General features: G+C 33.2%; 27 protein-coding genes and 1 tRNA gene. 17 read left to right on the top strand and 11 right to left on the bottom strand.

Features of this window, described 5'->3' with window-relative positions:
- Positions 1 to 98: 98 nt before the first annotated feature.
- Together C5F50_RS03475 and C5F50_RS03480 are read right to left on the bottom strand one after the other, a co-directional pair.
- Positions 99 to 347, bottom strand: coding sequence for a hypothetical protein (locus C5F50_RS03475; RefSeq protein WP_179372304.1), 249 nt, complete (start codon positions 345 to 347; stop codon positions 99 to 101).
- Between the two features lie 557 nt (positions 348 to 904).
- The gene (locus C5F50_RS03480; protein ID WP_179372305.1) at positions 905 to 1,345 is read right to left on the bottom strand and encodes a hypothetical protein; all 441 of its coding nucleotides are present in this window, start codon (positions 1,343 to 1,345) and stop codon (positions 905 to 907) included.
- Between the two features lie 147 nt (positions 1,346 to 1,492).
- Between C5F50_RS03480 and C5F50_RS03485 the strand changes: the two genes are divergently transcribed.
- Positions 1,493 to 2,029 carry a DUF192 domain-containing protein gene (locus C5F50_RS03485; protein WP_179372306.1) on the top strand — a complete coding sequence of 179 codons (537 nt, stop codon included), beginning with the start codon at positions 1,493 to 1,495 and terminating at the stop codon, positions 2,027 to 2,029.
- 17 nt (positions 2,030 to 2,046) lie between these two features.
- On the opposite strand, the gene C5F50_RS03490 is transcribed toward C5F50_RS03485, so the two are convergent.
- The gene (locus C5F50_RS03490) at positions 2,047 to 2,892 is read right to left on the bottom strand and encodes a sulfurtransferase (protein WP_179372307.1); all 846 of its coding nucleotides are present in this window, start codon (positions 2,890 to 2,892) and stop codon (positions 2,047 to 2,049) included.
- 144 nt (positions 2,893 to 3,036) lie between these two features.
- Here C5F50_RS03490 and C5F50_RS03495 point away from each other — a divergent pair, with 144 nt between their 5' ends.
- From C5F50_RS03495 to C5F50_RS03510, 4 genes are all read left to right on the top strand, one after another.
- Positions 3,037 to 3,681 (top strand): DsbA family protein, encoded by a 645-nt coding sequence (locus C5F50_RS03495; protein ID WP_179372308.1) that lies wholly within the window; start codon positions 3,037 to 3,039, stop codon positions 3,679 to 3,681.
- A gap of 148 nt (positions 3,682 to 3,829) precedes the next feature.
- Entirely contained in the window at positions 3,830 to 4,495 is a 666-nt protein-coding gene (locus C5F50_RS03500; RefSeq protein WP_179372309.1) for a hypothetical protein, read from the top strand.
- A gap of 248 nt (positions 4,496 to 4,743) precedes the next feature.
- Positions 4,744 to 5,598, top strand: coding sequence for a PEFG-CTERM sorting domain-containing protein (locus tag C5F50_RS03505; RefSeq protein WP_179372310.1), 855 nt, complete (start codon positions 4,744 to 4,746; stop codon positions 5,596 to 5,598).
- Positions 5,599 to 6,056: 458 nt separating this feature from the next.
- Entirely contained in the window at positions 6,057 to 6,770 is a 714-nt protein-coding gene (locus tag C5F50_RS03510; RefSeq protein ID WP_179372311.1) for a hypothetical protein, read from the top strand.
- A 77-nt stretch (positions 6,771 to 6,847) separates the two neighbouring features.
- On the opposite strand, the gene C5F50_RS03515 is transcribed toward C5F50_RS03510, so the two are convergent.
- Positions 6,848 to 7,291: an SHOCT domain-containing protein gene (locus C5F50_RS03515; protein WP_179372312.1), complete on the bottom strand. Its 444-nt coding sequence runs from the start codon at positions 7,289 to 7,291 to the stop codon at positions 6,848 to 6,850.
- On the bottom strand, positions 7,284 to 7,577 hold the full coding sequence (locus C5F50_RS03520) for a hypothetical protein (protein WP_179372313.1): 294 nt from the start codon (positions 7,575 to 7,577) through the stop codon (positions 7,284 to 7,286). The genes C5F50_RS03515 and C5F50_RS03520 overlap by 8 nt, the downstream gene beginning before the upstream one ends.
- 324 nt (positions 7,578 to 7,901) lie before the next feature.
- Between C5F50_RS03520 and C5F50_RS03525 the strand changes: the two genes are divergently transcribed.
- Complete coding sequence (locus tag C5F50_RS03525; protein WP_179372314.1) at positions 7,902 to 8,624, top strand: hypothetical protein; 723 nt, start codon at positions 7,902 to 7,904, stop codon at positions 8,622 to 8,624.
- 524 nt (positions 8,625 to 9,148) lie between these two features.
- Here the strand turns inward: C5F50_RS03525 and C5F50_RS03530 are convergent.
- Positions 9,149 to 9,223: transfer RNA gene (locus C5F50_RS03530), tRNA-Glu, on the bottom strand.
- Positions 9,224 to 9,334: 111 nt separating this feature from the next.
- On the opposite strand from C5F50_RS03530, the gene C5F50_RS03535 reads away from it, so the two are divergent.
- Entirely contained in the window at positions 9,335 to 10,207 is an 873-nt protein-coding gene (locus C5F50_RS03535) for a hypothetical protein (RefSeq protein ID WP_179372315.1), read from the top strand.
- 245 nt (positions 10,208 to 10,452) lie between these two features.
- On the opposite strand, the gene C5F50_RS03540 is transcribed toward C5F50_RS03535, so the two are convergent.
- The gene (locus tag C5F50_RS03540; protein WP_179370588.1) at positions 10,453 to 10,596 is read right to left on the bottom strand and encodes a hypothetical protein; all 144 of its coding nucleotides are present in this window, start codon (positions 10,594 to 10,596) and stop codon (positions 10,453 to 10,455) included.
- Positions 10,597 to 10,702: 106 nt separating this feature from the next.
- On the opposite strand from C5F50_RS03540, the gene C5F50_RS03545 reads away from it, so the two are divergent.
- The gene (locus tag C5F50_RS03545; RefSeq protein WP_179372316.1) at positions 10,703 to 12,208 is read left to right on the top strand and encodes a peptidase; all 1,506 of its coding nucleotides are present in this window, start codon (positions 10,703 to 10,705) and stop codon (positions 12,206 to 12,208) included.
- A gap of 61 nt (positions 12,209 to 12,269) precedes the next feature.
- Positions 12,270 to 12,629, top strand: a complete 360-nt coding sequence (locus C5F50_RS03550; protein WP_179372317.1) for a tetratricopeptide repeat protein — start codon at positions 12,270 to 12,272, stop codon at positions 12,627 to 12,629.
- 12 nt (positions 12,630 to 12,641) lie between these two features.
- Here the strand turns inward: C5F50_RS03550 and C5F50_RS03555 are convergent, their stop codons facing one another.
- The gene (locus C5F50_RS03555; protein WP_179372895.1) at positions 12,642 to 13,115 is read right to left on the bottom strand and encodes a hypothetical protein; all 474 of its coding nucleotides are present in this window, start codon (positions 13,113 to 13,115) and stop codon (positions 12,642 to 12,644) included.
- Positions 13,116 to 13,196: 81 nt separating this feature from the next.
- On the opposite strand from C5F50_RS03555, the gene C5F50_RS03560 reads away from it, so the two are divergent.
- On the top strand, positions 13,197 to 13,841 hold the full coding sequence (locus tag C5F50_RS03560) for a hypothetical protein (RefSeq protein WP_179372318.1): 645 nt from the start codon (positions 13,197 to 13,199) through the stop codon (positions 13,839 to 13,841).
- Between the two features lies 1 nt (position 13,842).
- On the opposite strand, the gene C5F50_RS03565 is transcribed toward C5F50_RS03560, so the two are convergent.
- Entirely contained in the window at positions 13,843 to 16,050 is a 2,208-nt protein-coding gene (locus C5F50_RS03565) for a beta-propeller domain-containing protein (protein WP_179372319.1), read from the bottom strand.
- A gap of 89 nt (positions 16,051 to 16,139) precedes the next feature.
- Here C5F50_RS03565 and C5F50_RS03570 point away from each other — a divergent pair, with 89 nt between their 5' ends.
- Positions 16,140 to 16,964, top strand: coding sequence for an ArsR/SmtB family transcription factor (locus tag C5F50_RS03570; protein ID WP_246282127.1), 825 nt, complete (start codon positions 16,140 to 16,142; stop codon positions 16,962 to 16,964).
- A 1-nt stretch (position 16,965) separates the two neighbouring features.
- Here C5F50_RS03570 and C5F50_RS03575 read toward each other — a convergent pair whose 3' ends face one another.
- The gene (locus C5F50_RS03575; protein WP_179372320.1) at positions 16,966 to 17,289 is read right to left on the bottom strand and encodes a nitroreductase/quinone reductase family protein; all 324 of its coding nucleotides are present in this window, start codon (positions 17,287 to 17,289) and stop codon (positions 16,966 to 16,968) included.
- 33 nt (positions 17,290 to 17,322) lie between these two features.
- On the opposite strand from C5F50_RS03575, the gene C5F50_RS03580 reads away from it, so the two are divergent.
- From C5F50_RS03580 to C5F50_RS03605, 6 genes are all read left to right on the top strand, one after another.
- Entirely contained in the window at positions 17,323 to 17,829 is a 507-nt protein-coding gene (locus tag C5F50_RS03580; RefSeq protein WP_246282128.1) for a hypothetical protein, read from the top strand.
- A 228-nt stretch (positions 17,830 to 18,057) separates the two neighbouring features.
- The gene (locus C5F50_RS03585) at positions 18,058 to 19,056 is read left to right on the top strand and encodes an ATP-binding cassette domain-containing protein (protein ID WP_179372321.1); all 999 of its coding nucleotides are present in this window, start codon (positions 18,058 to 18,060) and stop codon (positions 19,054 to 19,056) included.
- Positions 19,053 to 19,838 carry an ABC transporter permease gene (locus C5F50_RS03590; protein ID WP_179372322.1) on the top strand — a complete coding sequence of 262 codons (786 nt, stop codon included), beginning with the start codon at positions 19,053 to 19,055 and terminating at the stop codon, positions 19,836 to 19,838. Before C5F50_RS03585 ends, C5F50_RS03590 begins: the two co-directional genes overlap by 4 nt.
- 95 nt (positions 19,839 to 19,933) lie before the next feature.
- Entirely contained in the window at positions 19,934 to 21,508 is a 1,575-nt protein-coding gene (locus C5F50_RS03595) for a 6-bladed beta-propeller (protein ID WP_179372323.1), read from the top strand.
- 86 nt (positions 21,509 to 21,594) lie between these two features.
- Positions 21,595 to 22,848 (top strand): phosphate ABC transporter substrate-binding protein PstS, encoded by a 1,254-nt coding sequence (gene pstS / locus C5F50_RS03600; protein WP_179372324.1) that lies wholly within the window; start codon positions 21,595 to 21,597, stop codon positions 22,846 to 22,848.
- Positions 22,849 to 23,038: 190 nt separating this feature from the next.
- Entirely contained in the window at positions 23,039 to 24,673 is a 1,635-nt protein-coding gene (locus tag C5F50_RS03605) for a hypothetical protein (protein WP_179372325.1), read from the top strand.
- 40 nt (positions 24,674 to 24,713) lie between these two features.
- Here C5F50_RS03605 and C5F50_RS03610 read toward each other — a convergent pair whose 3' ends face one another.
- The gene (locus C5F50_RS03610) at positions 24,714 to 25,757 is read right to left on the bottom strand and encodes a phosphate uptake regulator PhoU (protein ID WP_179372326.1); all 1,044 of its coding nucleotides are present in this window, start codon (positions 25,755 to 25,757) and stop codon (positions 24,714 to 24,716) included.
- Positions 25,758 to 25,854 lie beyond the last annotated feature (97 nt).

The raw sequence follows: 25,854 nt of genomic DNA on the forward strand, positions 1-25,854 counted from the left end.
TTTATTTTTTTCTAATACTTAATTTATGTACATTACAATTGTAAAATTATAATTTGTTTATCATCATTTATTTTTTTCAAATGTAAAGAATTATTAATTTAATCTTTGTCTTGATGCTCATCATCAAACCAACTTTGTTTTTCTTCTGTACTACCATGTTGATTATAAGCATCATCCAAACAACTTTCTAAATCACGACCAGTTGTTTCCATATTGTCAATCTCCTTAGTACATGCATCAATTGCATTTTGTAATCCTTCTGAATCTGAAAACTCTTGACCAAAAACTGCCCATAACACAACAACTGAAACAATAATTGTTATTACGATAATAATTATTGGTTTCATGGTTTCACACTTTATTTGAATTTAATAAAATGATTACTGTAATTTTTATTTTCATGCCTATCTACATCCATTTTCATCACCAAATGCATGCATATTCTCCCTAAAGAGGATCTAAAATGAATAATTCTAATTTCTGATAAAGTCACTCATTAAAAGAAACAGTCAATATTTTCTATGTTAAATTATCGTTCAAATTCAAAACTCTGAAATAGGAATTGTTTTTTGTATAGGGTTCGTCACAATTACAAGCTAATTTTTGTGTTTAAATCATTTTCTTTTTAAAATACATTCATACCACATAATAGAAAATTAACAGCTTTCTGAGAAGAGGGAGGATCAATAAATAGAAATGATTGGTGTAGGATGAACTACTCTCTTAATTTTTCATACATTTTACTGGATAATTTGTGACATTTCTTTTGGTCTGTCTATATTCCCAAAAGTGTAATAATGCTCCTATCGGATTTTGTCAGATCAGTTAAACACTTCTCACTTTTGTTTATAAAGAAAACTTCATCTTTCCTAAACCTCTCATTGGTATTTTTACTACGCTAATTTTAGAAATATTCTTTTTTAGGACGTTTCTTTTTTTGTTTAGTTAAGAAAAATCCCACACTAATTACTGGAACCGATAGGACCATAAACAAAATCGGTACATACATGACTACATCTGTAAGATAATTTTCATTAATTTTATCTAACATGGAGTAAGAAACATACATTCCGATAAACATCATCACACCACCAATCATGATCATACTACCAATTGATTTAGAACCATATTGTTTTGACATGATATATGATACTGCTGCTAAAATCCCAGCTGGTGCAACTCCAATAGAAATGAATTGAAATATTTTGGGATCTGGTTCAAATACCTGTATAAATTCAATATTTTCAGGTACATAAATCATAAAATTATATACAGAAATTATTTCTCCTGCAAACATTACAAATAACCCCATACTGGTTATCGCAAGCCATTTCTCAATTGCCATATTGCTCGTAGAATTTTATTGACACATTAACTCTTTAGAAATAAAACCACTCAAGTATTAATTGATATTACTTTACAATTGTAAAAAATATGATGTTTTTAGAGCAACAATAAATAAAAAACTATTACAACGTGAAACTATACATATATGCAGAAAGATGGATGGCTTCTTACAATCATTATTGCAGTTCTTGTTTTAGGATCTTTACAAATTGGAATTATGTATGACTGTTCATTACAAGGAAAAAATTTTAGCTTTTTTGATTGTATTGAAATTATTGAAGAGCCATCATATGTTCAGGATATTGCAACATTATCAATACAATCAGATAACTCTGTAATTTTAATAAATGTGGAAATTGCAGATGAACTTCAAAAACAAATCAATGGGTTGATGTTTAGACAAAATCTGGATTGGGATTCAGGTATGTTGTTCGTGTATGATAGTGAAAAGAAACGATCATTTTGGATGAAGAATACATTGATTTCCTTAGATATGTTGTTTATAGATGAAGACTTTAGAATAATCGACATAAAAGAAAATGTACCTCCATGTATAATTGAATCATGTCCAAATTATACTTCTAACATGCCTGCAAAATACGTCTTAGAAGTCAATGGTGGATTTACCATGACAAATAATATTGAAATTGGAGATTTGGTAACATGGCATTCTAAAATATAAAAAAATATACAAGCAATTTATTTTTCCACAGGATTTCCTATCATGTTACCCCATTCAGTCCAAGAACCATCATAGTTTCGAACCTGGGGATATCCAAGTAGATATTTTAGGACAAACCAACTGTGAGAAGATCTTTCTCCAATTCGGCAATAACAGATTACATCTTTGTCTGGAGTTACACCTTTTGGCTCATAGTTTTGTCGTAGTTCTTCAACTGCTTTGAAGGTTCCATCAGCGTCATTGACTGCAGTTGCCCATGGAATATTATTTGCGCCCGGAATATGCCCGCCTCTTTGTGCATGCTCCATCGGATATTCTGGCGGAGCAGTGATTTGACCAGTAAACTCTGCAGGCGATCTAACATCAACCATTACAGTGTCTTCTTTGTCTAATGCTCTGCTTACATCAAACAAGTATGCACGTAATCCCTCATCTGGAGGTTGTGCAACATATGTTGTTGATGGTAATTGTGGTTCATCAGTAGTGTAATCTCTACTTTCTAATTCCCATTTCTTTCGTCCACCATTCATTATTTTGAGATTCTCATGACCATAGATTTTGAAAACCCAGAAAACAAATGCTGCAAACCAGTTGTTAAAGTCACCATAAAGAATCACTTCAGTGTCAGCAGTAATTCCGTTTTTAGCCATTAAAGCCTCAAATTGTTTTTTGCTAATGATGTCTCTTGTAACTGGATCATTAATGTCACGTTTCCACCAAATCAGAGTTGCGTCATTAATGTGACCTTTTTGATATCCATTAACTGGATCATAATCAACTTCAACTATTTTTCTATGTTCATTTGGGGGATTTTGTGATACCCATTCAGTATCAACTAAAACTTCAGGATGTGCGTAACTCATGATCTAGATAATATTGTGAGATATTTAGTTTATCTACTTTACAATTGAAAAATTAAAATTCAAAAAGTCTAAGCATTATGAAATATGTTGTAATGAAATTATTTATTAAAAAAGAAATAATAAGTTCAAAAACTAATTTTTATCTTGAAAACATCCATTGTGATAATTTTATTGATAGTTGCCGGATTTGTAACATATGGTGTTTTTTTCACTCAACCTTATACTTCAGAAATCGTAATTAGTAAAAATTTTGGAACCATCACAACATCATTAGGTTCTCCATTTTTAGGCTCATCTCAAGCACCTATCACAATAATTGAATTTGGAAATTATCCATGTATTGAGTGTCAAACATGGTTTCAGGAAACTAGGCCTGATATAATCAGGGATTATATCAATCAGGGAGAAATCAATATGATCTTTATTGATACACAACTTACAAAAGACATTCCACTTGCATCTTTTGCTTCATACTGTGCTAATGATCAGAAAAAATACTGGGATTATCATGACGCATTATTTCGTAATGTGCTAGAAAATAAAATAGATGTTAATCACCTAAAACAATATGCTGTGGAACTTGGATTGGATATGAAGTTATTTGAAGAATGTCTAGACACTAAAAAATATGAAAAGAAGATAAAATACAGCATATATGAGGCAAAGAAGAATGGGATTAATAGACTTCCAACATTCATAATAATGGATTCCAGTGGAAAATATGAAAAAATTTTGGGAGCACAGCCATATTCTATTTTTAAAGAAAAAATAAGATCTATGCAGGATTAATTATAGTCACAATAAACGGATTTACAAAATATGCAATTCATGCATATAAAATTGCTTTGGATATTGTAAAAAATATAATTCAATTTTATAATATTTTGTAACTAAGATTAGAACACTTTATGAGTTCCTAGTTCAGGTTTAAACAAGTATGGTTTTACAAAAAATTAATGTGATTTCTTTGTTTACACTTTTGTTGACGTTGATATTTAGTAGTGATATACTTGCTGAAGAAGAAAAATTTAGAACTCAATCAGTAGACGTGTTTAGTGTTGTTGACAGCTCTATTGGGATTATCAAAGATCCCAATACAAAATTAACAATAGTAGATTTAGGATCATTTTATGGAATAGGAGGAAATGGAACAATTCCTGATAAAATAAAATTTTTTAGAGATAATCATCTTTGGACAACAATAAATAAAGAAACGAGAATTTCACCATCAACATCTCATAGTGAATGGCAAATACCACAAACGTTTTTTTTCAATGAACTTCCAGGAACATACAAGCTTATTCTAATAACAAACAACACAGAAACGTTAACCTTTGAATTCATGGTAAAACAAATTACAGAAGAATCTAAAGAAAATTATTTAATCAATAATATGAATAATAATTCTATAGAAGAAAATGATGAAAGGCGTTTCCATTCTAAAATGCCTCCTCTAAAACAAATTGCAAATGGAATATCTTCGATAGATGTAATATGTAAAGAAGACTTGCAACTAGTATTCAAAAATATGGATGATAATCCTGCTTGTGTGAAAACAACAACTGTAGATAAATTAATTGAACGAGGTTGGGCTAAACTTTAGACTTGTTTCAAATCGAACTTTTTCTTATTAATGCAGCCTTAAGATAAAAATTTAGGATTTGAACTTCTATGCGTCTTGAGATTAATCCTCATCTAAGATCATCAATCTTATATTTAATGGGACTTTGTATGTTGTAGACTTGGCCCAAAGCTGATGTCTTCATTGATTGTAATGGGGTTAATCCTCTATTCCAATTTCTTATTTTATAATATCAACATCCTTTTATTTACCATGTATAGATGATGTGTGTGAGGACATTAGCTTCAATCTTATTGCTTTTTACAATAATTTCTGTTATCAGTATTTTTCCATCTGCTTTTGCACAAGTCAGCATTACAACAGGGCCTGGTAATTTGAGTACTCCTGGATGTGAGGAAACAAATGAATGCTACACTCCAAGTGAACTAATAGTACCTGTTGGTGAAAAAATAATAATGACCAACATTGACACTACAGGAATACACACATTTACTTCTGGAACCGTAGATGGTTTTTCTCCTAGCTCTGATGGAAAGTTTGATTCTGGAATATTAAACGCAGATCAATCCTTTGAATTTTCTGCAGATGCTGCAGGTGAATATCCATACTACTGTATGTTACATACTTGGATGCAAGGTACAATTACAGTACAAGAAGCTATGGCTGAACCTGTACTTCAAATGGCAACTATAGTACAACCTGATGAAATGATGGCAGAAATTATTGCTAGTGATGGAGTTGCAAATGAGGCGATGACAATTGATCTTATTATTACCGATCTTGAAGGTAATGGCGTAGAACACATTACATACAATATCCAGGCAACTCAAGGTTCTGAAATTTTACTAAATGAAGAGGGTCATATGCACAAGGGCACGATTACTAATAATCATGTGACTTCTACTTTACCTGTAGATGCGTCAGATGACATGCCTGTTGTAATTAGCGTTGAATCTGTAGGATTTGGACACGATGAACAATATGTGGATTTTTCAAGTGAGATAACCACAAAACAAGTAGTTCCAGAATTTGGTACCATAGTAATGATGATTCTCGTAGTTGCAATAGTTAGTATGGTTGCAGTAACTACAAAGTCTAAACTCAGCATCATGCCAAGAATTTAGATAACTTCTGTTACTTTTCTAAAAATATGTTGCATCATAAACAAAAGTCTAATCTATGAAAATGGAGTTTTGATTATTCCATTTGCCACTAGAAACATCAATGCTACTGGAACGCCAGTTCCTATTAAAATTCCAACTAAAACCAAACCATCTTTTTTATCCATTATCCATCAAAAATACGTTCTCTATTCTTTGTTTAATACTTTCGATTTACATTTGTAAATCTAAAAAAAATTATTCCTGAAAATTATTCAAATCCATGGGAGTTGAATCTTAGAAAAATTATTTTTTTACATTTGTAAACTATGATTATTAAGTATATGTCTACATATTTTTCTAATGTGATATTTTCTAACAATATTAAATTAAAAGAATACAATACATTGTTAAGCAAATTTTATTAATTTGAAGTAAATTATGAAAATGAACAAGGGAAATGGGCCAAAATTAAGGGCAGTATGGTAAATGGAACATTAACTGAACTACAAAAGCAAACTCAAGAAGAGAGGGATAGTTTATTATCAAAACTTAGAGAAGATTCTACCTTTCAAGAATGTGAAAAACAACTAGCCACAGAAAGATTTGCAGAACAAAATTTGGAATTTACTTTCGATAAAAATATGACATCTATTTTATTAGAATATCAAAATGAAGAATTTCAAACTGCAACCATAAATGCTGAATTTGATGTAGATGAATTAACCAAAATTAATCTTGAAAAACCTGAAAGTGATTATTCATACTTACTACCTCTTTTAGGTATATTGCCAATAGTTGTTACAGTGTACTTTTTGTACAAAAAACTGAAAATAAAAAAGAAAATGCCAGTAAAACCTGTGATTTCAAAGAGTTTATCAAAAAAATTTGATTACATCTTAGCATCAAATAATTTTATCCTACAAGCAAAAGAGAATTTTGAAGAAAAGCAATACAAAGAAACATATGGAAAAGTCAATCAAGCTATTCAACTTTTCTTGAGTTATGAATTAAAGTTGAATAAAGAAATCGCCAATGAGGATATTTTATTAGATCTTACCAATACCAAGTATCCTGTGGCTGACATTGCAAATTGTTTCAGACTATCAAGTTTAGTTGAATTTGTCAAGTATGTTCCAAATGAAGATGAATTTTACAAAATGATTACTTTGACTGAAGATCTTTTTCATGCCTAATCGCATCCATTTTCATCCACAAAAATGATTCATCCCCTTAAGTAATTACTTCATTCTCTGAAGTATGAATAAGCAAATTATTCATCATTAGATTCATCTTCAAATTTTTTGTCAATCTCTTCTTGTTTTTCTTTGAATTGTTGGTATTTTTTATCCCATTTAGATAAAACTATCCATTGTCTAATTCCCACCCCTAACCACACTAAGGAAATTACAAAAATAATTAGTTGTGGGGGACGAAAAAAGTGGTTAGATCTTTTTTCTCCAAATTTATGTTTCATATCCTGATATTCTTCTTCAGTTATATCTCCACTTGCTAATCTTTCTTGAAGACGTTCTTCAAATTGTTCATGGAAGGGAGATTCCAAAGTAGATGTCATAACAAGTAAAGCAATAGGAGGAATAATCAAAACGGTTAGAATCATCACCATGAACATCTTTTTTGTTCTGCTTAATTGGAACATCATCCCATCTAGTATCTCAAAGATGCTTTCATGGTTGTTGTCTTTGGGTTTACTCATTTTTATTTCCTCTTGGAAATAGTTCTTCGTATGGTTCTAAAACCTGTTTGAAAATTTCTTTACCTTTATCAGATATCTTGTATTTGATTATGGATTTGTTTCCCCAAGGTTCAATATTTCTTTCTATCATCTCTTTTTTTACCATATCATCTAAAATTCCCTTGTGTTTTACATTGTTTAATCCACAAATACTCATCAATCTACTTTGATTCATCTCGCCAAATTCAAAAAGTTTCAACAATACATCCTTCCTAATGTAGATTCTATCACGATATTCACGACCCAATATGATTCACCACTAATCTTTGCCATGTTTTATCACAACTGATTCCATACTTTTTTGCTCCGAGGTTTAGATCTAAGTCTAGTTTTACAACATGGACAAAATGCTCCTTCATATTCAAGAAAGCAGTTGTACAGTCCACATCTTTTCTGTCCTGATTTATAACGTAAATTGTTTGGCATAGAATTTGGTTTTAATCTCTCACAAATTCCCTTACATATTTGTCCCATAGGCACAAAATTGACTTTTGAAACTTAAGGATGAAGGAACATTGTTACGTATCATTTGATAACAAGGCCTTTTATTCAAAATACAATGAAACTAGCAATGAACGGAAAAACAAAGTACATGATTCCAGCATTTGCAGCAGTTTTTGCTTTGATGTTTGCCTTTACGCCATTTGTTATGGCAGAAGAAGACGGGGAATATACAAATGAAAAACATGCAAAATGGGGTGGTGAAAAACACTTCAAAAAAGGAAATCATGGAAAAAAGGCAATCCTAGTTGAAGGATTTACTGGTTCAATCCAGGTTCCTGAAGAGATGACCAGAGAAACACATAGTGAATTAAAAGACCAAGTTACAGTTTCTCTAAGTCAAGCTGTTTCTGTTGCTGAGGATAACGGTGTTACTGATGCAATGAAAGCAAGTATTGGAATTGTAAAAGATGCTGAAGGCAACAAGTATGTTGTATGGACCATTACCAGCATAGACAAGGATACAGAATCTGAAACAATAACTAAGAATATCTTTGTTGTAGATGCAGGTGATGCTGTAAACTTTACTACGATTACCAAATCATTTGATCATTCAGAAATGAAAGAGAGAATGCATGGTGATAAAACTGCAAAGTTTGAAAAATTCCAACAAAAATTCTCTGAACCAACTGGTGATGCAGAAGTTGATGCTGCAAGGGCTCAATTTCTAGACTTGATGCAACAATTAAGAGATGCATACGAGAATGGAGATACTGAAACTGCACAATCAATCAAAGACCAACTACATGAACTCAAATCATCATTTCTCAATATGAGAAATCCTCACTTCTAATCACTTCTTTTTTCTTATTTTTACTCTTGAGAGATAAAATGAAACTACATAAGTATCCACAGATAGCAACATTTCTTTCAGATATCATACAATCATGATATTTAGGCAAAGTTTTTTGTCCACATTTCAAACAAATTTCAATATATGAAATTCTACATTCAGAACATTTTGAAAAATCATATAATTTATTCCCATATTTTCTACATGATTCATCAGGCAATCAGTAAACTCCCAAGATCTGTATTTTCTTCCCATCATTGCTTGAGTGCACAGATATAGTTTGATGAACAAAATATCTTAAGATACGAATGGGCTTATTCTGATTCTGAAAGTGTTTAAGGCTCAAGGAAGATTCTGACATCATTAATTCCAATATCACAAAGTTAAACAAAAGACTAGTCGATATAGAAACTGAAAACTCTTTGATTATCAGTCTATGGAGCATAATTTGATCAATTTTTTTTATCTATAGTTTTCCTTAATGGTTAAATGAGAGGGGGTTGTCTATATCCCCCGATGTGTAATGCTCCCATCGGGATTTGAACCCGAGTCTTTGGCTTGAGAAGCCAAAATGCTTAACCGGACTACACTATAGGAGCTTGATAAAAAACAAATCAAATCTCAATTTAAAGGAAATGTTTTGACTTTGCATGAATTTGTAAAACTTTGTGAGTTAGTTCCTTTATAGAAAAAAGCAAAGGTACCAATTTATGGATATTCAAAAATTCATTGTAGAACATGAATTAACTAGATTTCCAGTTGGTTTGGGCGGTTGTAGAATATCTGAGATAACTGATAATTCATGTGGCTATGATGTTTTCGTTTTTGATGATAAATCAGGGCAAGAAATTCTAAAGTTTGAAAATGGGATTGTTATGATTCATCATGCATCCTTATCTGAAACCCAATCCAAACAGCTACTGCAATATGATAAACTGCAAATTATTCAAGATGAGTCTTGGGAACTTAGAATGTTTCTATCAAAGATCAATGAAAAACGTACATTACTTTATTCTGATTTTGCCAAAAACTCTCTGATTGAATCACTATTTTGTTGTCAAAAAACTAAAGAATCAATTAAATTCTCTGATGTATTTGGTCCTTGTTGGCAAAAATGTGCTGCGTTTTATTTGGCAGACGCTATCTCTTCTCTAAACTATCAGCGAATCAGTCCTTCTCACATGCTTGATCTTCTACGAAAGTTAGAAAAAAATCAAATCAATGAGCATATTTCTACTGTTACTCAAACTGTGGGAATTGAGAGAGCTACTCCTCCATTACTTGAAAGGATGCTAAAATCTACGATTGGTTTTTCTGATTTGGTTGAAAAAAACAACCACTCTCAAATAATTCAGCAAAAATACGATTTCTTTGTAAACAACTCGATGCTCTCTGACTGTTATTTTTACTTGGGTTGGACAAACAAAGAAAATTTCATAAAAATTAAGAATAATCTGAATAGGGAACAGGATCTTATTCATATTCTAAAGGTGGCCTTTGATGTTGAGGCTGACATGAATTTAGTTGAACAACAAGCAAATACTGTAGAAAAGTCATGCAATTCCATACTTGGCATTCTTTGAAGGATGAGTAATTTCTCATCTCTTGTACTAACCTTTTAAAACAAGTAAGATTACTCAATATTCATGGTAGATCAAGCATGCGGATGCGAAGCTGATAGCGGCGATCCTGAATACTCATGCGATTGTGCTATGCAAGGTCATTGTATATGCAGCGCAGATTGCAAATGTTCAACTGACGTTTGTAAAGAAGCTGTCGGAAATATGTAGTTCGATAGTTTATTACAATCTTATTTTTATTTTTTTAATTAATCTTCATCTTCCTCAAAGCCCCAAGATTTTACTAATTCTTTTTGGAACTTGTCTGCTTGTTTCTCATCTAATCCAAATCCGCAGTTCTTGTGTGTTGGAACAACTGTCATACCATCTAGTTTGAACTCTACTTCAAACAAGTGTACTTTGGAGCATTCACACATTTCTGGAATTCCTGTACATTTTCCTCTATATTTGCTTATTTGAATAACCTTTAACTATCCGTTTTGCCAATTTTTTTCAGATTTGAAAGGATCATTACTAATAATTCCACTATTTGCTGCTTTACTGTTAGGTTCATTATCACTTCCATCTGCATTTGCGCAATTCCAATCAGGTGGTGTAGATAAAGAAGGATCATGGTATGCAGGTGAAGGTCTCAAAAAAGGAGATTTCTTTTCTTATTCAATGTGTCATGTTGATTACAAAGAATGCACTAAATTTGAAATGGATATGTGGATAAAAGGTGACAAACAAGTGGGAAGCGAAACCAAGTGGTTAGCTGAAGTTGTCGTTTATGATGGTGACAAACGAGTTGTAGGTGAAATGGAGCTCGGAAAAATTGCGCCAGAGCCAACCGGTGGTAGTATTGAATTGGGCGTTTACCGAGGTGCATTCAAATCATCTGTAGTTTGGCTTTCCGCATTTGCAACATCTGATGCCAGCTCTGGCGGAAAAGGTCCTAAAGAATTCAAAGCTACGTCATGGGGTAAAATTGGAAACATTGGTGGAGAACAAGTACTTCCAAAAGCAATAGAGACCATTACAGTTCCAGCAGGTACTTGGGAAACCGTACAAATGTATTGGAAAACTGGGGGAGTTGGAAGTAAAGTTTGGATTGTAGATGATTTTCCATTTCCAATAAAAGCTAAAACTTACACACATGTATCAGAGGGAATACCTCCAACTGAATACGAATTTACATTATTAGAGTATCGAGAAAATGTCCAAACCAGTCCCTTTGAAGGAATTATATCCACTGAAGATGAGTTTGCAGCAGCAGGATGTGAAACTAATTTTGAAAAATCTGTCAGTGTTAAAAAACCTACAACAGAATTCACTTATCAAGTTCATGTATTTTATGGTCCTGAAGATCCTGTTGTAGGGTGTGAAATGCAATGGCTAGTTAGTTTCATTAGTAAATTCGATGATACTGAATATCTGAATCAGGTTCAATATGATTTACTAGTTGTTGATAAGAATTCAAATCCAATAAGATCACTTGCGCAAGAAGAAAGTAAACAATATCTTTATTCCCCATCTGGACAAGCACTTCTTGATTTTATTATCAAAGAAAAACCTGGAACTGCAAATTATGTGATATGGATTTATGGATTAGCTCCTGAGGGAGTTGTCCCAAATCCATCCAAGTCTCCTTCTGATTTTTTGAAAATCCCTGTTCAAATCTATGCTCCTGATGGAACTACTGTACAAAAAATCCCTGATTGGATTAAAAACAATGCAGGATGGTGGGCAGATGGCTCTATCGATGACAATTCATTTGTACAAGGAATACAATTCTTAATCAAAGAAGGAATCATGAAGATTCCACAAACCCCTCAAGGCTCTGATGGTAGTGCAAAAAACATCCCATCCTGGATTAAAAACAATGCAGGATGGTGGGCAGATGGCTCTATCGATGACAATTCATTTGTACAAGGAATACAATTCTTAATCAAAGAAGGAATCATGAAGATTCCCCAAACTCCTAAAAAACCAACTGGCTATCAGCCCGAATCCCTGTTTGATTAAAAACCAATTATTTGATGTTCTACATTCAAATTACTAAATTTCTTTAAAATAATGAATTAAAATGGTGGGTCTTTTCAAACATCCAAAACGTCGTCTGAAAAAATTACTAAAGGATGGCGAATATGATGAGGCTGTAAAATTTGGAAAGAATCTGGAATCTGAATATTCTGATGATCATGATTTTATGTTCATCATGGGAAGTGTTTATTTTATTGTAGATGACGCAAAAAAAGCATTACCCTATTTTGAGAAAGCCCTTGAACTTGACAATAATGACATAGAAAACCTTACACTGAAAACTAATGTTCATTTGGCATTGGAGCAAAAAGATGAGGCCATTGATTGTTGTAGACGTATTCTTAAATTACAACCAGAAAACTCTGAAGCTGAATCCTTACTTGAGCAACTAGAAAGTCTCTAATTTGAAAAATTTTTATTTCTTCATAGGATAGGCATTCTCTAATAACCAATTACAAAATTCTGTAACATTTTCAGTAAACTCAGTCCAGATGTGAATCGAGTGTGGTAGTATGTCTATCTTCCAATTTTTTGTAAATACTCTGACACCTTCTTTATTTTCATACATGTAAGCATCTTCTGTTTGAACATCTCCGAGCATCTCTTTTGCTTTTTGTTTAATTGTTTCTCTATCTATGGGAAATCTCTTTAGATCATAGTTAACAATTAAACTTAAATCTCTTTTTCCATACATGTCAAATTCTTCAATTGTTCCTTCTTTTGGAAAATTGACAATTAATTTGATATTGTATTTTTTACCTACTTCTTTTCCAATTTCAACAATTCTTGCATATCCCATTCCTGGATTTTTCTTTAAAAGAAATCTGATTTGTGCCAAGTCTTTTTTTAATTGCTCTTGCAGATCAGTGACAATTTCTGAAAATATCATACTTTTTCTAACCAAAATTCCTATTATAATCATTAATCTATCTCAAGATTGGTTTTTTTAGAACTTAGATTAATTCTGAGCATGGCAATGCCAATGGATTTTGATGGAATGCGCACTGATGATGCATCAGAGAGAACAGACAACGTTGATGAATACAGAAGAACCTGCATTGATTTTATCGAAGATATATCACATGATTATGAGGCATGGGTAGACTATTACAAATTGCCTGAAGATGAAGACAAACGAAGACGTGCAGGTATTCGTGCAACAATTACTAGAACAAATGAGTGGATAGCAAAGGTTGCCCAGTCTATCAAGGCAGTAGATGTAGTGATGAATGATGGAATACAAAAAATGGCCGAATCAACTGCTGGAAAACCATTTCAAATTGGAGTTTTTGTAAATCAAAAATCGAGTTACACAGAAACAAGGCTTGGTATAATTGACGTAAATGTTAAAGCCAACGGAAGAGAAGGAAGAAAAACAAAACTTGGATTTCATTTTAAAGATGATAGATTTAGAATAGAATCTACTTGTGATGCATACATAGATGAGAATAATTTACCAACGCAAGAATCTGATCTCTTGGATATTCATCTTAAACTTCATGCAGAAAATGCAAATACTCGTGATGTGATTTCCTTTACTGTAACTGTTTGTGAAATTGAAAATGATGTTGAAATTGACCGAAGAGGAATTTCAACTATCGTTCATCTTGTATGATTTAACGTAAAATCCCATCTTCCATATATTCAATAAACTTTCCAGTGTTTTCAAGTTTTATTGAATTGATTTGTTCTAAATTGTTAAAGTAATTCATCTTTAGATATTCTTCAGATGCAGTATACAGCACATCATCAATATAGAATGTTCTTGCATATCCCATTCCGTAATAGCGAGAGTCCTCAGCTGAGTGAGTTATTGTCCCTTTGAGATTAAATCCGTCTGATTTATCTAAATCAAAAACATAGAATCCACTCCAGCGATTATAATCTGGTGCAATCATTTTTGAACTTGGAATTTCCTTCAAACTATTAGCATCACTATTTATTGGAATTGAAAGAACGTCTCTTTTTTTATCAAAAAAGAATGCTTTGTGATTATTTAGTGATTCAGAATAAGTGGAACTATCTCCGATTATTATGTCATCTACAACCTTTGGATTTTTTACGTCTGCTACATTAAACAATGCAATCTTTACTCCTAATTGCTGAACTCTACCATTTTCAATTTCTTTGGTGTCTCTGCCAACTCCGATTATATGCTCTTTATCATATGGGTGCAAATAGTTTGAAAATCCTGGAATCTTCAATTCTCCTAGAACCTTTGGTTTGTCTGTTGACAAATCAATTACAAAGAATGGGTCAATTTGCTGAAATGTTACCAAGTATAGTCTATCGCCCATAAATCTGGCTGAGAAAATACTCTCATCAGGCGCAATCTTGTCTAATCCTCCGACGATATTTAGCTGCTCATCTAATACATAAACTGCGTTTGCACGAACAGTTCCCTGATGTTGAACATAGTATTCTGTAGTGGTTGCAACTCTGAATCTATTTCCATTTTCATCCATTGAAAACTGGTTTAACAGTCTACCTGGAACTGAACCCTTTGCAACATATTCTATTTTATCCTCATCAATTGAAATTTTGTGAATGATTGTTTTGTTTGTATCTTCTTGAATTTTTGCATCATATTTGTTTAGGGCGCCTTTAATTTTGTCAAATAGTTTTTCTTTGCCTTCTTTATTCATTTTATTGTATGAATTTTGCATTAATTCTGAAATTTTCATCCATTGAGAAGATGAACTAATTGAAGAATCATTTTGAATCTCCTTAATTTTTTCTTGAATTTCATTTGATAATAATGGAACTATGACATCAAAGAATCTGTCACGTGATGAGTTTTCATAAAACCCAAACGGCATATTTTGCTGATAAGTCAAATAAAAATTATCTTCAGAGACGTAAATTGATCCTGAATGCCCCATAAGGAATGTCTCAGAATTTATCGTATCTCCAAAAATATCGATTGCAGTTAATGTGTTAAAGTTAGAAAACTGCTCTGCATTATCAAAGTAAAATGCATCAGGTGTCAGTATAGGAATTGAACGCTCTAAAATTACTGGAAGTCTTGGATACTGATAGTCTATGTTACTATTTGTGACAAAGTATGCATAATTTCCAATCATTCGAGCATCACTAAAGTAGCCATCTATTGAATAATCTTTGAGAATGGTTGGGTTCTCTTTGTCTGATACATCTACAATTAACGCATGAGTAACTGAACTGTAAGAGCGCCTTGGAACAAAGTCATAAAGCGGAATTATCTCATCATTGCTTTGTCCATTGTAAAATATTACTAGTCTATCATCATTTAGGAACATATTTTGAATATGCTGTGATTCAATGTCAAGTGCAATCTTTAGAATCAGTTTTGCAGAATCTGCAGGATATGCATCAATAATAGAAAGCGTATTTCGAGATACGATGTATACGTATTTTGAATCATTTTTCAGATAGTCTGGCTCATCAACATTTTCAACTTGAACATTTGTAGTTGAATAGTCAGATCCTCCAGATTCTGTTTTAGCAACTGCTCCTTCTGGAACTGGTACTCCGACAAATCCATCTGACTCCATCATAACTGCCTCCTCTACCATCATTCTAGTAGAAAATACTCTATTATCGAAAAATTGCCCACCAAAAAACGCTGATGCCTCTAGAATCTTTTTTAGCTCTTCTTGTGATGATATTTGCTTGATGTCGTGCGTACCCTCAAAGTATTCTGACACTGATTTGTCGACATAGATAATTTCTGGCTCTGATACTTGTGATACTTGAGGTTGCTCAAACTCTATTGAGTACATAATCCCTGCAGTAACTATGACCGAAATGACAATTGCAATTGGGATTGTTATTTTTGAATTCATTTTTCTCTCCTTACTAGTTCAGTTTTTTGAAAACTGACATTTAGTGATTACTATGATTTTGTAGTTTGAGATAAAAGGTTTAGTGAAATTTGGATTTTACCAAACAACTTACATATGCTGGATTTGTACTATCAACTCTAATGTCTTCTGAAATCCCTGATGATGATTTTACTGAAAAAATCAAAATTCTTGCAACAGATGACAAAAAAATAAAGATGTTTGGTGAACTATTTACTAACGATTCTAGCCGTGAAATACTTCAACTACTTTTCAATGAGGAATTAACTGCAACTCAGATTGCTCAAAAGACTGAGGTTTCACTTCAACTCGTAAAGTATCATCTAAACAAACTTCAGGATTTGGGCGTGGTTAAAATTTCAAAGATTGAAAAAAACTCAAAATCTCAAGATATGAAAATTTACACTGCAACAAAATTTAGTATTGTTATTGTTCCTCCAAGTTTTTCAGAAAAAACTAAAGAAAGTAAATTACTTGTTCGCTCCTTTAGACATATTTACAAAGTTACAGGACTTGGAATTGCAACTGGTCTGTCTGGATTGCTTTCAATATCTCAATTACAAGATAAACAAATTCCATCAAGTAAGATTGCAAGTAGGATGGCATCTCCTGAGTTTTCTGCAAAAAGTACTGAATCTATTGGAATGGACGAATCTGCCGAATCTGTTGCAGCCTCTGCACCAATGGTTGCAGAATCTGAATCCCAAATGCAATTTGAAAAAAGCGTTGCACCACAAGATTTTACTCAAGAAAATTTGGATATTGCAGAGACTGTAATTGACTCCGACATTGTTAATTTAGGAACTGACTTGTATATCCCATTTGTAATAGCTACGGTAATACTTGGCGGACTAACTGTTTACTATTTGATAAAGTATCTAAAAAATTCAAAATAATTTATGCATTATCAAGTGTAATCTCGATTGTCACTCGCTTCTCTTTTGCTCTCTCTTCATCTGGATATTTTAATTCTGAAATTTTCTTGCTAAATTCCTCATCAGTAACTAACTTTGCCTTTCCTGAAAAAACTATATCATTGTACTCTATTTTGACATCAGGATTTGCCAATGCATTTTTGAACCAGTCTCCATCTGGCCTGTGTCTGGAAAAGTAAATTTTACCATTATAGTTGACTGCTCGAAGCATAACTGAATGTGGGTTGCCAGTATTCCTTCCCTTTGTAGTTAGAATTGGTCTGAATATGGTCTCCTTTATCTCCATGCGTAATTTTTTCTGTCAAGTAATTTAACCCCATTGATAGAAATTTCTGATATCTGGTATGATAAGCAAATCTGCATATCTGATATCATGTCCGTAAAACTAGAAGGCATGCCTACAAACATTGCAACAGCTGATTCGTTTACTGGAAAAAAAGTCATAGATAGAGAGGGAATTCAATATGGCAAAGTCAAACACATACACATTCACCAAGATACACTCACAGTATCTGGCGTGACAATCCATCAGGGATTCAACAAGGATTATTTTCTTTCAGAGGATTATATTGACAAATTTTCTGAGGAAACTTTGCTTCTTAGCAGACCTCCAGTAAGAACAGGAGTTCCAGTAGTTGACATTGATGGTCATAAAATTGGCAAAGTCAAACGATTACATAGAAATCCTGACACCAACGAACTGGAATCAATTGAAGTAACTGATGGCTTGATGCATTCGAAAATCTTATCCAAATCTGAAATTTGGGGAATAGGCGAAAAAGTCATTTTAAGAATGAGCAAAGAAGAATTCAAAAAAATTGAATAATCTCTTTTACTTTTCTTTTTTCAAAATAACCTTTTTTATTTAGTCTGTTTTTTTAGAACATACTTCACAAACAGGAATTCCTTCCTGAACTGTTATCTCTACATTTGATGAGTGGCATTTCTGACATAATCCTATCATACAACAAGTCATCTGATTGCTCTTTAAATTTTTTTTTGTGTTCTCAAATGAATACTTAGCAATTTATAATTGCGCAATGCGATCAAAGCGTTGTCCGCTATAGAGACTAAATCTCTCACAAAATCATTTGGGAATGTGATTGCTGTAAATGATATCTCTTTTTCAGTTGAAAGTGGGGAGATCTTTGGATTTCTAGGACCTAATGGTGCTGGAAAAAGTACAACTATGATGATTCTTACCACTCTACTGAAACCAACCTCGGGACAAGCTTTGATCTCTGGATTTGATGTCATGACTGACGCAAAAAAAGTACGAGAAAGCATTGGATATGTTCAACAAGAGACTACTGTTGATGAATATCTTACTGGCAGAGAGAATCTGATATTGCAAGCAAAACTCAATCATATTCCAAAAAATGAAATCAACCAAAGAATTGATTCTGTTTTAGAATTAATTGAACTAACTGACAAACAACATGACTCTGTAGTAACATATTCTGGTGGTATGAGAAAAAGACTCGATATTGCAGGAGGTCTACTGCATAGGCCAAAAGTATTGTTTCTTGATGAGCCTACAGTAGGCTTAGATATTCAGACTCGTAGAAAGATCTGGAAATATCTGAAAAAAATCCACGATGAGTTTGAGATGACCATCTTTCTTACAACTCACTACATGGAAGAGGCAGATCAGCTCTGCGATAGGGTTGGAATTATTGATGGCGGACAGATACAAGTAATTGATTCTCCTAAAAACATGAAAAATGCAATGGGCAATGAAGTAATCTCAATCATTATAGAGGATGAAGAAAACCTTGATTCATTTTCATCAGAACTTCAAAAGATAGAGTTTGTGAATAAAATAAATGTCGATGGCCCCAAGCTTACACTATTTGCATCAAATGGAACAGAAGTTATTCCAAAAATTTTCCAAATTTCATCTGATCTTAAAATAAAAATTGTTTCCATTGCTTTGACTCAACCAACACTTGATGATGTTTTCATTTCGTATACTGGACATGAAATAAGAGATGATGATTCAAAGTTTAATCGAAAACGAGAACATGCAAAAATGAAGAGGTTACGTGCATGAATACCTTGATGTATGACACTTATACAATTTTTTGGAGAGAGTTAAAGAGATACAAAAAATCCAGAAGCGGCGTTTTAATTCGTTTAATTCAACCTGCAATTTGGATTATCGTTATTGGAAATACTTTTTCAGGAACTCAACCACTCATTCAATCAGTCGGATTTGAAGGTGAATACATTGAGTTTATGGCACCAGGTGTCATTATTCTTACTGCAATTTTCACAAGTATTTTCGGCGGTGTCAATACTCTTTGGGATAGACGTTATGGTTTTATGAATAAAGCACTAACTTCTCCAATATCTCGTTCAGCAATTGCACTTGGAAAAATGTCCGCAATTTCTTTGATTGCAGCTATGCAGGCTAGTTTGATTTTGGGAATTGCACTGGCAATAGGTGTTAACTTTCCAAATCCATTAATGATTGCACCAATCATGGCAATTGTAATTTTGTTTTCATTGGGATTTTCTGGAATCTCAGTAATTGTTGCAGCTACTGCAAAGTCTCAAGAGACTTTTTGGGGTGTGATTAATTTCCTAGGAATGCCTCTATTCATGCTAAGTCCTGCATTATTTCCACTGGAATTACTACCTGATTGGCTTGCAGTAATTGCAAAACTCAATCCTGTTACATATACCGTATTACTGGTAAGAGAGTTGATGACGGGAGTCTCAGAAGGTGGAATCTCAATTGCTCTGAGCCTTGGAATCATCTCTGTGTTTGTTCTTGTGATGGTGGGTCTTGCAAGCTATGTGTTCACGCGTGAAGTAAACAAACCATTTTGACACAAAGTTGACAAAAAATGAAATAATTGTTAACTCTGATGATATTTGCCAAATTTTAGAACAAGTATTTGTTGTCAAAGTTTGTCCTACTTGTCATGGTTTTTTCAATATTCCTAGTATCTAGTGCTTTAATTCCATCTTCATTTGCCCTTGGAAATTATGATTTAATCTCAGAGTGGGGTCAGTTTGGAATTGCAAAACCTGGACATTTCTCATATCCCGAATTTATTGCAGTTGATGAGCAAGGAAATTCCTATATAAGTGATTTGGGAAATAAACGAATTCAAAAATTTTCCAGTGATGGTCAATACATTACTCACTGGGGACAAAGTGGAACATTGCCTGGAGAATTTCATTATCCTTCTGGAATTGCAGTGAGTAGTAATTTTGTTTTTGTTGCAGACCACGATTTACATAAAATTCAGAAATTTTATCTCAATGGAACATTTGCTGATCAATGGGGAAGTAAAGGAATTCATGATGGAGAATTCAAGTATCCAAACGACATAGCAGTTGATTCTGAGAACTTTGTTTATGTTGTAGATACAGGTAATCAAAGAATTCAAAAATTCACTTCTGATGGTGAATTTGTTTTATCTTTTGGTACAAGTGGAATGGGTCCTGGTCAATTCCTTACAGCAATTGGAATAGATGTTGATGATCAAGGTAATGTGTATGTAACTGATAAAGGAAATCGTAAAATTGAAAAATTTGATTCAGATGGTTCATTGATAAAGTCATTTCCATTTCGTGGTTTGAATTATGTTTTTTCACCTTCAGGAATTGAAATTGATCCTAACGGAACAATATATGTTATAAATTCTGACAATGGTAGAATCTTGTATCTTGAGCAAGATATTGGTTTGACACTTAACATCTTTGAAAAAAATGGACCCTATCCTCAAATGTTTAGCTCTCCTACTGATATCGCGTTAGGAATTAATGGTGAATTACTAGTTGTAGATTCTGCAGGGCACAAAATTTACTCCCTTGAAACTCCATTTTATGTTGAACCTGAAATTTCAGAAGTTACAGAAATTATTGAAGTTATTACACCTGAGATGACTGAAGTTTTCGCAAGAGATGAAATCAATCCTACCATCATGGCCCCAAGTGATATGATTCTAGATGCAACCGGATTGTCCACTTTTGTTAATATTGGTGAGGCGATAGCTGCTGATAGTGAAAGTGGAATCAAAGCCATATTGAATAATGCTCCTGAAGAATTCTCTCTAGGTGTCAACAAGGTTACCTGGATTGCATTTGATTATGCTGGCAATACTGCAGAAACATATCAAACCATCACAATTAATGCATGTGGCCATGTTTACTCTGACTATCACATGATAGTAGGCACTGCTGATGATGATTTCATCCAAGGAACTGCTGCAAATGATCTCATCTTTGGATTGGATGGTGCTGATATTATTAGTGGCAATGACGGAAATGACTGTATTTTTGGCGGAAATGGCGATGATGTCATTTATGGAAATAATGGATATGACACCATTATGGGTAACTCTGGAAATGATGTTTTAAAGGGTGGTTCGGGATTTGATATAATTTATTCAAATTCTGGCTCTGATGTAATGGATGGTGGAGATGATTCTGATGGATGTTATTCTCCAGTAGATTCTACAACTGATCTGCTGATAAATTGTGAATCATAAGTAATCTATATAGTCAATAGTGTGATCTTGTTTTTTCGTAATCTATTATTGCTATTTGTAAATAAATTTCAAATCATGTTATCTCAATGAGAACAAAAATAACGTCAATATTGTTGATCGCAACACTTGTTGCAATCTTGCCCACATTACACGCAAATGCTTCTTCAATGCCAGATGCACCTGCTGAAAATTTAGAATTCAATCTAACAGGAGCTGGTGCAACATTTCCATTCCCTCTAATTGATTTGTGGAGAGTTGAATACAAAAATGTATACGACAATGTAAATCTAAACTATCAATCAATTGGAAGTGGTGGTGGAATTAAACAACACATTGAGAAAACTGTAAACTTTGCAGCATCAGATAAACCAATGAGTGAATCTGAAAGAGAATTGGCTAAAGGAACATTACACATCCCTGAATCAATCGGAGGTGTAGTTGTAGTATACAACATTCCTGAAGTACCAAATAAAGGACTGAAACTAACTGCAAATACTGTCTCAAAAATTTTCTTAGGAGAAATTACAAAATGGAATGATCCTGCAATCACTGCAGAGAATTCCGGATTGAATCTTCCTGACAAAGATATAGTTACAGCACATAGATCAGATGGCTCTGGAACCACTTTCATCTTTACAGATTATCTATCAACTGTCAGTCCCACATGGGATGAACAAATAGGTAAAGGAAAATCTGTGCCATGGCCTACAGGTCTAGCCGCTGCAGGAAACGAAGGTGTTGCTGGAATTGTAAAGTCTACTGAATATGCAATTGGCTACATTGAGCTAGCATATGCATTCCAAACAGGAATGAGTTATGCATCAATTCAAAATGCTGACAAAACTGCATTTGTCGAGCCTACATTAGACAGCATCTCTGCTGCATCTAGTGGGGTGGCTGATACTTTACCTGCAGCAGAAGACAGCTGGGTTGATGTATCCCTTGTTAATGCACCAGGAAGCAAATCTTACCCAATTGCTAGTTTCACATACCTTCTAGTGTATGATGATCTAAAACCAGTAACTAAAAACAAAGATCAGGCAAAAGCTATAATCCACATGATTTATTGGATGATTACTGATGGTCAAGAATTCTCATCAAGTTTACTGTATGTTCCACTAGCTGACAAAGTAATAGAATTGGGAAAACAAGGATTATCCAAAGTAACCTATGGTGGCGAAAAACTATGGGATTACAAAGCAGCTGCAAGTTCTGGCTCTTTAGAAATTCCAAAATGGATTCGAGATAATGCAAAATGGTGGTCAGAAGGATTGATATCTGATCAAGACTACATCAACGGACTACAATTCCTCATTAAAGAAGGAATTCTCAAAGTCTAAATCCTTTTTTTACTTTCTTTTCTAATTTTTTTCCATTAGATTTACTCCCAAAGTTTTACTTTAATTTTTTATAACAAGTTTTTAAATTTAGAATTTATCTATATAGTGTTACGAATACTATCTACACATATGTTCTACTCGTATAAAATGAGGATCCATTTTATAGATAGTTTTTTTCTTTTGATTCCCAATGACTTACAAAAACGCAAAGAACATTGCAATTTTTAGTATTGTTGCATTATTCACTGTGACTTCCTTTGGGCTTTCAAATGCATACGCTGAAGAAAGTGAAGGCTACAAAATGGTTGGCGATGTAATGCCAGTATTGACATTTACATTTCGAGATGGAATAGAAACCCATGAATTCCCTGTTTTTAAAATGGGTGAAAACTTTGTTGATGATTCAGGTGTTTCATTTTCAGTAGAAGGTACTGTTACACAATCACCATTACTACATAAAGCACTGGATGATGCATACATTTATCGATATTCAAATGCAGCATTTGATCATCAATTCAAATACTTTGATATTTATGCTGATTTTGTAAAAAACGGCGAATCTATAATCTCTCTTGATTACAACAACTGTAGAGTAGATAACTATCAAGTTGAAACACTTGACTCAAATGATTATGAAAGTTATACCAAAGAAGTTGGATTTGCAATAGTAGATAAAATTGACTTTGTATGCAGTGGAGTAAATTCTAATAATGATTCAACACCTGTAACTCCGGGAACTCTAATTGATCATGGTGAATCTGGATTTAAATTCATTAATGGTATGAAAACATCTGTTACGTTCTCCTTTAATGAAGGACAAGAAAAAATTGAATTTCCCGTATTTGATCTAGTATCGGGATATGCTGAATCTGGACGAAATGTTTCAGCCGAATTTTCTGTAGAGGGAGTTTTAGATTACTATCCATTATTGCAGAGCAAAATCGATAATGCAAGAAAAGTATCAGGTTATTCAGGATCTTCTAATGATGATTTTGATGCATTAGTTGAATTTACTAATGGCGAAAAAACATTGAGGGGATTTGATTTCTCAAGTTGTCGTGTATCTGATGCAAAAATAACTACTCTGACAGACAAAGAAGAGGGATTTACCGGAAAGAGCGGATTTGTAACCGCTTATCAATTAGGATTTGAATGTTCAGGAATTGACGCATTAAACATGTATTATGATGAACTTCATGGTGATGGCCCTTCTTGGAAAACAACTCAAATTACACATGAATATGTAGAGCCACTTCAGAACACTGCCAAAGGCTTGAGTGCTTTTACTACATTCACTTTTGAAAATGGTATTGAAACTGTAGAGTTCTCCATGTTCAAACAAAGTGAAGTGCTTACAGCAACAGAAAACACTAATACTGCAAGTGGTAAAAATACTGCTGGAACTCAACAATTTACAAGAAAAACGACATATCCAACTGTAGAGTTGAGAGGAATTGTTGGTGATTATCCATTACTATACAACCATGTTGATGACAATCTATCCATTCAGGGTGTGATTGGAAATAACAATCGCAATCTTGTTGACATTGATGTCAAGATAGTATCTGGTAATGAAGTAATTCGTGGCTTTAACTATTCAAACTGTAGATCAACTGATTATGTTGTTTCTACTAATCCAAACACCGAAGAGAGTTATGTCAAAGGCACATTTGCACTAGAAAACATTTTTGACTTTGAATGCCAAGGATACCATCCAAACAATCCCATCTATGATGCAATGTTTAATGTCGAAAAAGCAAAAACTACCAGCAGCGGTGATTTAAGACAGACTGATGACTGGGCTCCAGGATTCTACGTAGAGTAGACTTTTTTTCTTTTTATTTTTAAATTAAAATTTTATCTATTTATTCTTCTGAAATGATACTTTGAATGTTTTCATCTATTACAACTTCGGCAATATCGCTTGAATATTCTGCTATTCTTCTCAAATCCTCCAAGACAAATCTTATAATTGTGGCATTTTTTTCAGTCTCTTTGATTTTACTCATAATCTGCTTTTCCTCATCAATTACTTTGTTGACTTTTTCTGCAACATTTTCTCCCTTTTCAAAATCATGCTCTTGAACTGCTGTAATTGATTTTTCAAACACTTCAAGTGATTTCTCTGAGAGTTTTTTTATTTTTGCAAAAGTTTTTGAATCTATTTTATCTTCGATGAATTTTGTTCTTTTTGCAATTAGTGCTGCATGGTCTGCAATTCTCTCAATTCTACTAACAATAGCCCTATGTCCTAGACAATCAGATGGTTTTCTCAATCCCATGTCTTGTAAAATATTCTCATTTCCAACTGCTAGAACCAAATTGCGTCTCATATAGAGGCTAAATCTGTCCACTTCATCATCCATACTTACAACCTCATCTGCATGAATTGTGTCTGCATCTTCTAGTGATTCTATTGCTTCTATAACCATATTGTTTGCCATTAAATACATTCTCTTCAATGCTGTATCAAACGACAATTCAGGGAGTCTTGTAAGAATTTGAATTGTAATAGTTTCTGAGCTTGACTCTACAATTTCAGTACCAATCATTGTAGAGCGAACTAATTCTCTAATACTTCTAGAATGCTCTGAAGGAATTCTCATTCCTTTTGTTCTAATTTTAATTGTCTTGTAACCTGAAAGATAAGCTGCAATTATTTTTCGTTTGATTGATTCACCAGAGTCTTTCTGACTGGAAAAAACAACTGCAGTACTTTTTTCTGTTTTATTTTCGCCTTCTTTTGGAATTAGTGTTAATGAATGGTTAGAATTTTTTACAATGGTGACATTTTCCCCAACTTTGATCTTTAACTCTTCTATCCAATTCTTCGGAAGGGAAATAATGTACGTGGAACCCCCGCTAAGCTGCATCCGCCTTGTCTGCTTTGAGCTTTCTAATGTTTCCAATTATGATCTATTTGGTTAGTTACTTATTTACAATTTAGTTGAGGATCTATATAGAACTATGACGTTCTCATAAAATATGATCAAATCTTAGATAACT

Origin of the sequence: Nitrosopumilus ureiphilus (assembly GCF_013407185.1) — an archaeon.
Taxonomy (GTDB): Archaea; Thermoproteota; Nitrososphaeria; order Nitrososphaerales; family Nitrosopumilaceae; genus Nitrosopumilus; species Nitrosopumilus ureiphilus.